This is a genomic window from Roseovarius litorisediminis (assembly GCF_900172295.1).
GTDB classification, from domain to species: Bacteria; Pseudomonadota; Alphaproteobacteria; order Rhodobacterales; family Rhodobacteraceae; genus Roseovarius; species Roseovarius litorisediminis.
In genome coordinates, this window is sequence record NZ_FWFL01000002.1 from 509,378 (window position 1) to 522,060 (window position 12,683).

At 58.0% G+C, this 12,683-nt stretch carries 13 protein-coding genes and 1 tRNA gene; 9 read left to right on the forward strand and 5 right to left on the reverse strand.

Going from position 1 to position 12,683, the window contains the following annotated elements; translation table 11 throughout:
• The first annotated feature begins 7 nt into the window (after positions 1-7).
• The 5 genes from PEL8287_RS05840 (at position 8) to PEL8287_RS05860 (ending at position 4,671) form a co-directional block, all read left to right on the forward strand.
• Positions 8-997 carry a branched-chain amino acid ABC transporter permease gene (locus PEL8287_RS05840; protein ID WP_085891402.1) on the forward strand — a complete coding sequence of 330 codons (990 nt, stop codon included), beginning with the start codon at positions 8-10 and terminating at the stop codon, positions 995-997.
• A gap of 29 nt (positions 998-1,026) precedes the next feature.
• Complete coding sequence (locus tag PEL8287_RS05845; RefSeq protein WP_085891509.1) at positions 1,027-1,281, forward strand: hypothetical protein; 255 nt, start codon at positions 1,027-1,029, stop codon at positions 1,279-1,281.
• Entirely contained in the window at positions 1,282-2,358 is a 1,077-nt protein-coding gene (locus PEL8287_RS05850; RefSeq protein WP_085891403.1) for a branched-chain amino acid ABC transporter permease, read from the forward strand.
• A gap of 77 nt (positions 2,359-2,435) precedes the next feature.
• Positions 2,436-3,719, forward strand: a complete 1,284-nt coding sequence (locus PEL8287_RS05855) for an ABC transporter substrate-binding protein (protein WP_085891404.1) — start codon at positions 2,436-2,438, stop codon at positions 3,717-3,719.
• A 127-nt stretch (positions 3,720-3,846) separates the two neighbouring features.
• Positions 3,847-4,671: an ABC transporter ATP-binding protein gene (locus PEL8287_RS05860; RefSeq protein ID WP_085891405.1), complete on the forward strand. Its 825-nt coding sequence runs from the start codon at positions 3,847-3,849 to the stop codon at positions 4,669-4,671.
• A 4-nt stretch (positions 4,672-4,675) separates the two neighbouring features.
• Here the strand turns inward: PEL8287_RS05860 and PEL8287_RS05865 are convergent, their stop codons facing one another.
• Complete coding sequence (locus PEL8287_RS05865; protein ID WP_085891406.1) at positions 4,676-5,524, reverse strand: hypothetical protein; 849 nt, start codon at positions 5,522-5,524, stop codon at positions 4,676-4,678.
• A gap of 130 nt (positions 5,525-5,654) precedes the next feature.
• Here PEL8287_RS05865 and PEL8287_RS05870 point away from each other — a divergent pair, with 130 nt between their 5' ends.
• Both PEL8287_RS05870 and PEL8287_RS05875 read left to right on the forward strand, forming a co-directional pair.
• Positions 5,655-6,875 (forward strand): phenylacetate--CoA ligase family protein, encoded by a 1,221-nt coding sequence (locus tag PEL8287_RS05870; protein ID WP_085891408.1) that lies wholly within the window; start codon positions 5,655-5,657, stop codon positions 6,873-6,875.
• A gap of 22 nt (positions 6,876-6,897) precedes the next feature.
• Positions 6,898-8,538 carry a peptidoglycan-binding protein gene (locus PEL8287_RS05875; protein WP_085891409.1) on the forward strand — a complete coding sequence of 547 codons (1,641 nt, stop codon included), beginning with the start codon at positions 6,898-6,900 and terminating at the stop codon, positions 8,536-8,538.
• Positions 8,539-8,851: 313 nt separating this feature from the next.
• On the opposite strand, the gene ykgO is transcribed toward PEL8287_RS05875, so the two are convergent.
• Together ykgO and PEL8287_RS05885 are read right to left on the reverse strand one after the other, a co-directional pair.
• Positions 8,852-8,977 (reverse strand): type B 50S ribosomal protein L36, encoded by a 126-nt coding sequence (gene ykgO / locus PEL8287_RS05880; RefSeq protein ID WP_005850168.1) that lies wholly within the window; start codon positions 8,975-8,977, stop codon positions 8,852-8,854.
• 78 nt (positions 8,978-9,055) lie between these two features.
• Positions 9,056-9,130 (reverse strand) — tRNA-Val (locus PEL8287_RS05885).
• A gap of 146 nt (positions 9,131-9,276) precedes the next feature.
• Here PEL8287_RS05885 and PEL8287_RS05890 point away from each other — a divergent pair.
• A complete protein-coding gene (locus PEL8287_RS05890) occupies positions 9,277-10,140 on the forward strand; it encodes an N-formylglutamate amidohydrolase (protein WP_085891410.1) in 864 nt (287 codons plus the stop codon).
• A gap of 47 nt (positions 10,141-10,187) precedes the next feature.
• Here PEL8287_RS05890 and PEL8287_RS05895 read toward each other — a convergent pair whose 3' ends face one another.
• The gene (locus PEL8287_RS05895; protein ID WP_085891411.1) at positions 10,188-11,441 is read right to left on the reverse strand and encodes a DNA polymerase IV; all 1,254 of its coding nucleotides are present in this window, start codon (positions 11,439-11,441) and stop codon (positions 10,188-10,190) included.
• Positions 11,442-11,546: 105 nt separating this feature from the next.
• Here PEL8287_RS05895 and PEL8287_RS05900 point away from each other — a divergent pair, with 105 nt between their 5' ends.
• The gene (locus PEL8287_RS05900) at positions 11,547-11,969 is read left to right on the forward strand and encodes an NUDIX hydrolase (protein ID WP_085891412.1); all 423 of its coding nucleotides are present in this window, start codon (positions 11,547-11,549) and stop codon (positions 11,967-11,969) included.
• A gap of 7 nt (positions 11,970-11,976) precedes the next feature.
• On the opposite strand, the gene pyrF is transcribed toward PEL8287_RS05900, so the two are convergent.
• A complete protein-coding gene (pyrF, locus tag PEL8287_RS05905; protein WP_085891413.1) occupies positions 11,977-12,669 on the reverse strand; it encodes an orotidine-5'-phosphate decarboxylase in 693 nt (230 codons plus the stop codon).
• Positions 12,670-12,683: the final 14 nt, after the last annotated feature.

Sequence of the window (12,683 nt, forward strand, 5' to 3'; positions counted from 1 at the left end):
CCTAGCCATGCCTGAGCAGCTGATATTCGGAATGGAAGTCTTCCTGAACGGGCTGATGGCCGGGGTGCTTTATGCGCTGGTGGCCCTTGGATTCGTGCTGATCTTCAAGGCCTCGGGCATCTTCAACTATGCTCAGGGCGTCATGGCCTTGTTTGCGGCGCTCACACTGGTGGGGATCATGGAGGGGCAGGTACCCTTCAGCCACCTGATCAACGCTGTATTTGGCACCGAGGTACACCATTTCGGCTGGCATGTGCCTGCGTTGGCGGCGATTTTCCTGACGATGGTGGTCATGATATTGATGGCCTGGATCGTCAACAAGCTGATCTTCAGGCATCTGGTCAACCAGGAACCGATCATTCTGTTCATGGCGACCATCGGCCTTGCCTATTTCCTGGAAGGCTTTGGTGACATGATGTGGGGCAGCGATATCAAGAAACTGGACGTGGGCCTGCCGCAGGGGATCAACGGGTGGATCGACGAGAAAACGTTCAACATCTTCGACTACGGATTCTTTATCGACAACCTGGATATCGTGGCAACCGTTGTCGCGGCATTGCTGGTGGTGGCCCTGGTGATCTTTGCGCAATACTCAAAGCAGGGCCGGGCCATGCGTGCGGTGGCCGACGATCATCAGGCGGCGCTGTCGGTCGGCATTTCACTAAGCTTCATCTGGGTGATGGTGTGGTCACTGGCCGGTTTCGTGGCGCTGGTGGCGGGTATCGTGTGGGGCACGAAATCGGGTGTTCAGTTCTCGCTGTCGCTGATCGCGCTCAAGGCGCTGCCGGTGCTGATGCTGGGCGGCTTTACCTCGATCCCCGGCGCCATTGTGGGCGGGCTGATCATTGGGGTGGGCGAGAAGGTTTTCGAATTTGCCATCGGCGCGCCCTATCTGGGTGGTGCGACCGAGATCTGGTTTGCCTATGTCCTGGCGCTGGTCTTTTTGGTTTTCCGGCCGCAGGGATTGTTCGGGGAGAAGATCATTGAGCGGGTTTGACGAAACCATCCAGGCCAGAGGTTGATGATATGCAAAAGCTTATTGCCATCGTGAATGTTATTGCCTGGGCCGGGTTCTGGTCTTTTGGATATCTGGCGCTGTCGGCCAATGTCGAGAACACCGGTCAAATGGTCATAGCGATCATTCTGGCCGCATTAGGCGGCGGGGTGGGTATGCTCGCATATTTCTGGCTGGTGCGGCATTCGGAGAAAACGGGCTATGCCAAACGACCGAATCGCGCGGCAAAGCGCGCAGATGACGAAACTTACGGGAAGGTTCTTTAGATGTTCTATCGCGAAGCAGGTGACTTCAAGACGACCTATACAGAGGACAGTCAGACCTTTCCGATCAAGTTTGATCGTTACAGGTATTATGCAGTGCTGCTGTTTGCCTTTGCCGTGGTGCCGTTTATCATCAACGACTACTGGGTGAACGCGGTTTTCCTGCCGTTCCTGATTTATGCGATTGCGGCGATCGGGCTGAATATTCTGGTGGGCTATTGCGGGCAGGTATCGCTTGGCACCGGCGGGTTCATGGCTGTGGGGGCCTATGCGGTTTACAAGCTGATGACCACTTTTCCCGAGGTCAGCATTTTTCTCCATGTGATCCTTGCGGGCGGCATTACGGCAGGCGTGGGCGTTTTGTTTGGCCTGCCCAGCCTGCGCATCAAAGGGTTTTACCTGGCGGTGGCGACACTGGCAGCACAGTTCTTTCTGGTGTGGCTATTTAACCGGGTGCCGTGGTTTTACAACTATTCGGCATCGGGTCAGATTTCTGCACCCGAGCGGACAGTTTTTGGCGTGCCGGTGACCGGGGCCGAGACCGCACCCTGGGCGGCCTATCTGTTCTGCCTGGTCTTTCTTACGGCCAGCGCGTTCATTGCCCGTAACCTGACGCGGGGCATGGCAGGGCGGAAATGGATGGCGATCCGGGATATGGACATCGCCGCCGAGATTATCGGGGTGAACCCGCTTAAAGCCAAGCTGAGCGCCTTTGCGGTGTCCAGTTTCTTTGTCGGCATCTCCGGGGCGCTGTTCTTTGCGATCTATCTGGGTGCTGTCGAGGTAGGTGAAGCCTTTGGCATCAACAAATCATTCCTGGTGTTGTTCATGGTGATCATTGGCGGGCTGGGATCGATTTTTGGCAGCTTTGCCGGGGCGGCGTTTCTGGTGCTGCTGCCGGTGCTGCTGAAAAATACGCTGGTGGGTGGCCTTGGCTGGCCCACCGATCTGGCGGCGCATCTGGAATTCATCATCGTAGGTGCGATGATCATCATCTTCCTGATTGCCGAACCGCATGGGCTGGCGCAGCTGTGGCGCGTGGCCAAGGAAAAACTGAGACTTTGGCCATTCCCACATTAGGGGCATGGCTTTGGAGTGTGGCGGGGTGACCCCCGCCCTGCGTAACATTGGGAAAAACCAAGGGAGGTACTAAACCAATGAAATTGAAACTAGCAACTGCTGCACTAGCAGCTGTGATCGCTGCGGGGCCGGCGTTGGCGGACCTGACGTTCAGCGCGCTGAGCTACCGGACGGGCCCTTATGCGGCCAACGGTATCCCGTTTGCGGATGGCTATATTGATTACTTCACCCTGCTGAACGAGCGGGATGGCGGGATCAACGGCGAGAAGGTCAACATCGTTGAATGTGAAACCGGCTATAACACCGAAAAAGGCGTGGAATGCTACGAGTCGACCAAAGGCTCGGGCGCACTTGTCTACCAGCCGCTGTCGACCGGTATCACCTATCAGCTGATCCCCAAAGTGACATCGGACAACATCCCGCTGCACTCGATGGGTTACGGACGCACCTCGGCCAAGAACGGTGCGGTGTTCCGCAACATCTTCAACTATCCCGCCAACTACTGGGACGGGGCCAGCCACGCCGTCACGCATATTCTTGACCTCAACGGTGGCGATATCAGCGGCAAGAAAATCGCGCTGGTCTATCACAACTCTGCCTATGGCAAAGAGCCGATCCGCACACTGGAAGAGCTGGCCAAAAAGCACGGTTACGAGCTGACCCTGCTGCCGGTCGACCACCCCGGTCAGGAGCAGAAGTCGCAATGGCTCCAGATCCGTCGCGAAAAGCCCGACTATGTTCTGATGTGGGGCTGGGGCGTGATGAACCAGGTTGCCGTTCAGGAAGCTGCGAACATCCGTTTCCCGATGGAAAACTTCATCGGTATCTGGTGGTCTGGCTCTGAAAACGACGTGCTGCCCGCCGGTGCTGGTGCGGATGGCTATAAGGCGCTGACTTTCCACAACCTGGGCAATGACTACCCGGTTTATGCCGATCTGCAGAAATATGTTGTAGATGCGGGCAAAGCGGCCGGTGCCGGCGATCAGCTGGGCACAGCGCTGTATAACCGGGGCATGTATGCTGCGATGCTGGCGGCTGAAGCGGCCAAGACAGCGCAAGACATTCATGGCACCACGGCGATCACCCCGGCGATGATGCGCGATGGCATGGAAAACCTGGAAATGACCGAAGCAAAGATGGCCGCGCTTGGCCTGCCAAAGTTTGGTCCTGAGTTCAAGGTGAACTGCGAAAACCACGGTGGTAACGGCTATGGTGCCGTGGCGCAGTGGGATGCGACGACGGGTAAGTGGAGCCTGATCACCGACTACTTCCAGTCGGATCAGGAAATTCTGCAGCCGCTGATCGAAGAAGATTCGGCTGCCTATGCCGCCGAAAACGGCATCACGCCGGACTGCAAATGATCAACTGATCACACTCCCGGCTGCGGCAAAAGCGGTGGCCGGGAGATTTAAGTAATTTTTGCAAGATAAACCGGGGCGGCAAGCCCTGGACAGGACGGGTACGACCCGCTGCAATGGAGCTGACACCATGCTGGACGCCGCACAGACAGACGAAACCCTGTTGGAAGTCAACAACATCGAGGTGATCTACAACCACGTGATCCTTGTGCTGAAGGGTGTAAGTCTCAAGGTGCCCAAGGGGGGCATCACCGCCCTGTTAGGCGGTAACGGGGCAGGCAAGACCACAACGCTGAAAGCGGTGTCGAACCTGCTGCGGTCAGAACGTGGTGAGGTGACCAAAGGGTCAATCAGTTACCGCGGTGAGCGCGTACAGGACCTGATGCCGTCAGATCTTGTGAAAAAGGGTGTTATTCAGGTGATGGAAGGACGTCACTGTTTTGAGCACCTGACTGTCGAAGAAAACCTGCTGACCGGCGCCTATACACGCAAAGCATCGCGCGGGGAAATAGATGCCGAACTGAACAAGGTTTACGATTATTTTCCACGCCTGAAAGAGCGGCGCAAATCCCAGGCTGGCTATACCTCGGGCGGGGAGCAACAGATGGTGGCAATCGGCCGCGCGCTGATGAGCCGACCCGAGACGATTCTGCTGGATGAGCCAAGCATGGGATTGGCGCCACAGCTTGTGGAAGAGATTTTCAACATCGTTAAAGATCTGAACGAAAAAGAAGGCGCTACGTTCTTGCTGGCCGAACAGAATACCAACGTGGCGCTGCGGTTCGCGCATTACGGTTATATTCTGGAATCAGGCCGCGTTGTGATGGACGGCCCCGCAAAAGAACTGCGTGAGAACCCTGACGTCAAGGAATTCTACCTGGGCATGTCAGATGAGGGGCGCAAATCCTTCCGCGACGTACGCAGCTATCGCCGCCGTAAGCGGTGGTTGAGCTAAGGGGTCAGCCTTGCTTCAGCACAGCCCTCATTTCCTCAATCAGCTCAAGCGCCTCTTCGCGGCTGTTGCGGATGTTGGGGCGAAATCCCTGTGTTTCGGCGCGCATGCGAATGTCTGCCTCGGTTTCGGCACCCGCAGCATAGCGGACCGATCCCAGAGACGCCGCAATGTTCAGCCGCTTGCCGCGGTGGGCATATTGAACCCAGGCGCCGGGCAGGATCTGGCAACCATTCATGTTGACCAGAAAGAACCATTTGCGGTCGGTCTCGATGATGCGTTTTTCGATAAAGTCGTAAAAATCGTTCACGTCGCGGCTGTGGTGAAAAATGAAGTGGGAAAAATCCACATCCATGATCACCCTGTCTTCGTCAAAAGTAATTCGCCGGACGAAATCTGCCAGCACATAGTTGGGATCGTGGATCAACCGTTTGCGCCGGGTGCTGGGCAGCCCGCTGATACGTACGATAGCCGCGTCACGGTCGGAAAAGAGGTTGGGGTCAAACGCTTCGGTGTTTGCCGCGCGTTCGATCTGGCGACGCGTGACATCCGAAGCGTCGAAACGAACCGAGCCCATGGAATGCGCCTGGTTCAGGGCCTTGCCGCGCCGGGAATAGGCTGTCCAGGCAACCGGGTCGATGCGGGTGCCGTTCAGGTTGACCAGAAAGAACCATTTGTCTTCGCCGGTTTCCGCGATACGTGCCTCAAGCCGGTCGTACATGCGGTTCACCAGTTCCGTACTGTCAAAGTTAAAGTCCGAAAAATTGGCTTCCATTGCCTGAATGTCATCGTGAAAGGTGATCCGGCGATCAAGCTCTGTATCGCTGATAGCGGTCGCGCTGTGCGGGTCGGTCATGATCGTGTCCTTTCGGCAATCACTCAGGGGGCTAATCGGTATACGAAAGTATGCTGTGTGGTGCCCCAACTCTCTTTTCTATTCAACATGACAAGCTGCCGCGCCCCGATCGCTCGGCAAAGGATGGCCTATGTCCCAGTATTTTGATTATCTCGAAACCCGCAGTGCCGAACAGCGTGCGGACGCAATTGCCAGTGTTTTGCCGCAGCAGATTGCCCATGCGCAGGGCCTTGCAGGGTACGGAGAGGCACTGTCCGGAATTGAGTCGGGCCGCATTCGGTCGGTTGCTGATCTTGCCAGGCTGCCAGTGTTGCGCAAATCCGATTTGGGTAAAGCTCAGGCCGCAGGAGCGCCCTTTGGCGGGTTGACCACACGACCTGCCAGTGATTTTGCCCATGTTTTTCAATCGCCCGGCCCAATCTATGAACCCGGCGGTGATGCGCATGACTGGTGGCGGATGGGCCGTTTTCTGAATGCTTGCGGTATTGGCAAGGGTGATATCGTGCAGAATTGCTTTGGTTATCATCTGACACCTGCGGGCATGATTTTTGAAAATGGTGCACGTGCTGTCGGGGCTGCGGTTTTGCCTGCCGGAACCGGGCAGACCGAGCTTCAGGCGCGGGCTGCGGCAGATATCGGCGTGACCGCTTACGCCGGGACGCCCGACTATCTGAAGGTTATTCTGGACAAGGCCGAAACGATGGGGCTTTGCCTGCAGATAACCAAGGCAGCAGTGGGCGGCGGTGCGCTGTTTCCGTCACTACGGCAGGAATATGCCGACCGTGGTATCGCGTGTCTACAGTGCTATGCCACGGCTGATCTGGGCAATATTGCTTACGAATCCGCTGCGCAGGAAGGTCTGATCGTGGACGAGGGGGTGATCGTCGAGATTGTGACCCCCGGTACGGGTGATCCGGTGAAACCTGGTGAAGTTGGCGAAGTTGTTGTGACCACGCTGAACCCCGACTATCCGCTGATACGATTCGCCACTGGCGATTTAAGCGCTGTTATGGAGGGCATAAGCCCCTGTGGCCGCACGAATATTCGCATCAAGGGCTGGATGGGGCGCGCAGATCAGACGACGAAGATCAAAGGCATGTTCGTGCGTCCTGAACAGGTGGCGGCCCTGGTGGCCCGCCACGATGAGATTTCCCGCGCCCGCGTCATCGCCAGCCGTGAAGGGGAACAGGATTTGATGACGGTGCAGATCGAAGCAGACAGCGGCGATGCAGATTGCTTTGCCGGAACGGTGGCCGAGACGCTCAAACTAAAAGGCCGTATCCAGATTGTGGCCAAGGGCAGCCTTCCCAATGATGGCAAAGTGATAGAAGATCAGCGCAGTTACGATTGATATGTAAAGACCGGAGGGTGTCATGCGGGCCCTGAGTTTTGTACTGGGCATGTGGGCCGCCTTGGCCGCATGGGCAACTACAGCGCATTCTGAAGATGTGGCGCTGATTTACGGGCAGCATGGGCAAGCCATTTCGTTATTCAAGGCAGATGGCGCTGACGCCCAGGATTTCGCCGAACCGCTGAGGCAGGCCGGATTTCGCGTCATCGAACCAGGCGATAACAGTGCAGAAGGTATGCGTCTGGCGGCCCAATCCATTGAAGATGCGATTGCCGCTGAACCAGTGGATCGGCTGGTGATCGTGGTTCTGGCGCCAATGGCCAGCACCATGCGCGATAGCTGGGTGATGTCGAATCAGGCCGAAGGGGCCTCGGGGCTTACAATTGGCGCGGTTGGCGTGTCTCTGAACGCCTTGTCTGATCTGGCATCACGCGCGGGTGGCAGGGCGGTCATACTTGTTGCCTCTGACAAAAGGCCTGATGGGCTTGCCGCGGGCCTTGCGCCTGGCTTGGGCGGGTTTGACCGCACCGTTGGGGTGACTTATGCCACAGGCCCCTCGGCGGCATTGGCCGATCTTCTGGAAAACGACTTTCTGGCGCCTGCCAAAACCTTTGCCGACGTTGCCCGCTCCGTGCCCGAAGGCGTCGAGATGTCGGGTTTTTTGTCCGGACGTGTCGGACTGATGGATGACATTGCCCCAACCGCATCGCCAGAGGTGATTGAACAGGGATTTTGGCAAGCCGTTCAGATGATAGATACACTTGAGGCATATGACGCCTATCTGGATGCCTATGCACAAGGCCCGCATCGCGCCGCTGCGCTGGAGCGGATAAAATGGCTGCGTGATGAGCCGGAACGGCAGGCCCGTGATGCCGAAGCCGCCCTTAACCTGACCCGTGACGCGCGTCGTGGGATACAGCGTGATCTGTCTTTGCTGGGCTTTGATCCGCGTGGCATCGATGGTGTTTTCGGGCCGGGCAGCCGTGCTGCGATGGCAGCATGGCAGCGCAAGAACGGGCTTGAGGAAACCGGTTTTGTAACGGGCAATCAGTTGCTGCGCTTGCGTGAACAGGCCAATCTGCGGGCTGCCGAACTGGAGGAAGGGGCGCGACTGCTCCGAGAACAGGAAGAGCGTGCAGATCGGGCTTTTTGGCGTGACACAGGGCGAGAAGGCGATGAGGCCGGCCTGCGCGCCTATCTCAAGCGCTACCCGGACGGGCAATTTGCCGACGTTGCCCAGACCCGTCTGGCTGAGATCGAAGAGGCCCGCCGGGCCGAGACCGCCCGCGAAGAACGCGACGCCTGGGATGCCACGCGTGAACTCAACACCATCCCGGCTTATCAGCAATTCCTTCAGGCCTATCCGAACAGCGGCTTTGCCGATGCAGCCCGCGACAGGCTGTTTGAACTTGAAGAGGAAGGCAAGAACTCTGCCGCGTTCGAGCAAGCCCGCGCCGAGGAACGCAAATTCGCAGGAACGGGTGTGGCGCGTCTGCTGGTCGAGCAACGACTTGCGCAACTCGGCGCGAATCCCGGTGAAATTGACGGAAAATTTGACAAGCAGACTCGTCAGGCGGTTCGACGGTTTCAACGTAGCCGCAAGCTGCCGGTGACTGGATTTGTCTCAAAGGCAACCATGGTCCAGTTGCTGGGAGGCAAGTAAAGCTGCTTGCTGCTGAAACCGGTTCAGATCAAAAAGCGTCGCGCGTTCAATCTCAGATATCAGATAAAGACAAGGCGCGTGCTCTGCCCGGTTGGGGCGCAGCGCGCCGCAGATAGCCGCACTCAGGTTTTTGGCAGGACGTTTTAGTGGGGCAGTTCAAGGTTTGGACGGCGCCCGCTGATCAGATCGGCGATGGACCCGCCGGTCTTGGCTCCCCCGACAGGCGATAGGCTGATGCCCGAACGCTGCACAAAAGAAAACCCCGCCCAAAAAGGCGGGGTTGTGTTCGTCCACCAAACAGGTGGAAGTGCGCTCAGCCCTGACGGGCTTTGAAACGGCGTTGCGTCTTGTTGATGACGTAGACGCGGCCTTTGCGGCGCACGACACGGCAATCGCGGTGCCGGTTCTTGAGCGAACGGAGCGAATTACGAACCTTCATGGTCGTCTCCTCATTTGTCGCGGCGCGGGCCAGCGCCTGGGTTTGCGGACGTTCTGCAGTTGCAGAACAGTGAATTCATGGTGGGCGATACAAGGTTCGAACTTGTGACCCCTTCGATGTCAACGAAGTGCTCTACCACTGAGCTAATCGCCCATGAATGCCGACCCGTCCCCATGCCCCAACAAATTGGGGCGCGGAAATCCGCGCCGGTCTGCTGGTCTATAAAAGGAGTCGGTATAGGGATCAAGGGCTTTTAGAACGCCAATTTCAGTCTATTATGATCCTGAACAGGAGGGTCAATGCCCAAGGTAGCCTATCACCTGCTGCACCCCGAGCGGCGCACCACGTCAGTGGTCTTCGCCTCGCCCCACAGCGGGCGGGACTATTCGGGTTCGTTTCTGCGCCGAACCAACCTGAACGAGCATTCAATTCGCAGTTCGGAAGACGCATTCGTTGACCAGCTGTTCGACTCGGCCCCGAACGCTGGCGCCCCCTTTATAAAGGCAGGTGCACCACGGGCCTATGTCGATCTCAACCGCGGCGCGGATGAACTTGACCCAGCCCTGATTGAAGGTGTCAGTCGCGCGGGGCACAATCCCCGCGTGGCCTCGGGGCTGGGCGTTGTGCCACGGGTGGTGGCCAACGGGCAGGCAATTTATTCCGGCAAGATATCGATGAGCGAAGCCAACAGGCGAATCGATACCTATTGGCGCCCCTACCACGAGGCACTTCAGACCCAGCTGGACCAGGCGCACCTGATGTTCAGGCAGGCAATCCTGATCGACTGCCATTCGATGCCGCACGAGGCAATGGATTCGGTTGTGCGTAGTGGCGCCCGGCGGCCCGAAGTGGTGTTGGGCGATCGGTTCGGCGCCGCTGCTGATGAGGTAATTGTTGATCGGATTGAGGCGGCTTTTGATCGTGCAGGGTTGGTGGTGACGCGGAACACCCCCTTTGCCGGGGCCTATATAACTCAGCATTATGGCCGCCCGACACGTGGACGGCATGCGGTGCAGATTGAAATCGACCGGGCAATCTACATGAACGAGCATCTTATTCGCCCCAATGGCAATTTTCAGGCCTTCCGACGTCTGCTGATGACTGTGATTGCCGAGATTGCCGATATCGGCCGCCCGGTTGAAAAGTCACTTGCGGCGGAATAATCGCGTCGAGCATGGGGCGTGCGTGCCTGCCCTTGGCGGCTGATGCGCTAGCGCAATGCCCTGCCTTTCAAAATCGCCTCGGGGCCATATTTTGCCCGAATCTCATCGGTTGCTTTTTCGGCCCCGATCCGGCGACTGGCTTGGGGGTCCAACAGGTCACCCGAGCGATCTGCGTCTTTTTCGGGTATAAGATCTGACAGGCCGACGCCTATCAGCCTGTAGGCCGCCTGACCGGGCACCTGATCCATCAGACCTCGGGCCGTGCGATAGATTGTATCCGTCAGCTGGCTGGCATCACGCAGCGCCAGGCGCCGACTGATCAGCGAATGATCCGCTCGTTTCAGTTTCAGTGTCACGACCCGGCCAGCAATAGATCGGGCCTTGGCGCGGTCTGACACTTTTTCAGACAGCCGCCACAGATGGCCGTCCAGAATGTCCTGATCACGGGTATCCTCAAAGAAAGTGGTCTCGTTGGATATTGATTTTATGGGAGAGCTTGAGGAAATCCGGCGCTTGTCCTGCCCGCGCGCCAGATGCCAAAGCCGCTCACCCATGGCGCCAAAGCGAGCCACCAGATCGGGTTTTTCCCAACGCAACAGGTCTGAAAAAGTGCGAATGCCCGCCGCTTCAAGCGCGGTGCGGGTGGCTTGCCCCACCCCCCAGATAAGGCCCACGGGTTTGTTGCGCAGAAAATCACCCGTTTCGGCCTTTCCGATCACGGAAAAGCCGTGCGGCTTGTCCAGATCCGAGGCGACTTTTGCCAAAAACTTGTTATGTGACAAGCCGATAGAGCCGGTCAGCCCCAATTCGTCGCGCATGCGTTTGGTCAGTCTGGCCAGCATCACAGCAGGGGGCGCGCCGTGCAGGCGTTCGGTGCCGGTCAGGTCAATAAAGGCCTCGTCCAGAGACAGAGGTTCGATCGCGGGTGTCAGCTCTTCCATCATGGTGCGGATCTGGCGCGAGACCTGAACATAGGCGTCCATACGGGGCCTGATCACCACAGCATCGGGGCAAAGCTCAAGCGCCCTGAACATCGGCATGGCCGAGCGTACACCGCGAATTCTGGCAATATAACAAGCGGTTGAAACAACGCCGCGCCGTCCGCCACCGATAATCAATGGCTTGTCTTTAAGGTCAGGATTGTCGCGTTTCTCGACGCTGGCATAGAAGGCGTCGCAATCCATATGGGCGATCGACAGGCTAAAGAGTTCGTCATGCACCATCACCCGCGGGCTGCGACAGGTAGGGCAGCGCGGGCCGGACTCAAATTGACAAAGGCAATCGCGGCAGAGGGCGGGCATGGCAGAACTGTTGTAAGGTCTGTAAGGTTTGTACGTGGATTTTGTACAAGATACACGGCGCTTCGCACAGAGACCGTAAAAATGTACGCAATATCGGGAAACGCCATGACTGATTCCTCGGTAACAGCCTTTTCCGGCGCCAAGCTGGCGCTTTTTCTGGGGCCTGACCTAGTGGTGATCCGTCGCGACAACAGGCCCGACATTCCCTGGCCGGATTATCTGGATCTGCCTGGCGGTGGCAGAGAAGACGCCGAAACCCCCGAGGCCTGTGTGTTGCGCGAGGTTCACGAGGAATTGGGGCTGCCGTTGAATGTCAGTGACCTGAGCTGGCGACGGTTTTACACCGATGGCCGGACACCTGTCTGGTTTTTCGCGGCGCATCTGTCAGCGGCATGCCAGTACGATATTGTTTTCGGGGACGAAGGACAGGGCTGGTTGCTGATGCCTCCAGACAGGTTTGTCACTCATTCAGATGCCATTCCGCATTTTCGGGATCGCGTAAGGGACTACCTTAACCGGGCAGGTTGATGCCGCTTTAGCGAGGCAAGGCCGACAGGATCGCACGGGCCGACGCAACCGGATCGTCTGCGGCCCAGATCGGGCGGCCGACGACAATGTGGTCCGCACCATCAGCAATGGCTTGTTCGGGTGTCGCCACGCGTTTCTGATCGCCAAGCGCGGCACCGGTCGGGCGCACGCCGGGGGTGACAATAAGGCGGCCCGTGGCATTGGGCAGGGCGCGGATCATCGCCGCCTCTTGTGGTGAAGCGATCACGCCATCGGCGCCGGCGTCAAACGCGCGGGCGGCCCGTTCGGCCACCAGATCGGGGAGGTCGCCGGGTTTGATCAGCCCGGCATCCAGATCGGCACGGTCCAGCGATGTCAGAATGGTCACAGCCAGAATTTTTGTCTGGCGTCCTGCAGCGCCTTCTTTGGCAGCGCGTACCACATGCGGGTCGCCGTGCACGGTAAGGAAATCCAGATCAAAGCTGGCCAGCCCGCGCACGGCGTTTTCGACCGTTGCGCCGATATCAAACAGCTTCATGTCCAGAAATATGCGTTTGCCGTGTTCCTGTTTCAGTTCATTCGCCAACGCCAGCCCGCCACCGGTCAGCATCCCCAACCCGATTTTGTAAAACGACACCGCATCGCCCAGCTTTTCGGCAAGTTGCAGGCCTTCAAGGGCGTTGGGCAGGTCAAGGGCAACGATCAGGCGGTCATCGGACATGGGCGCGGTTCCTT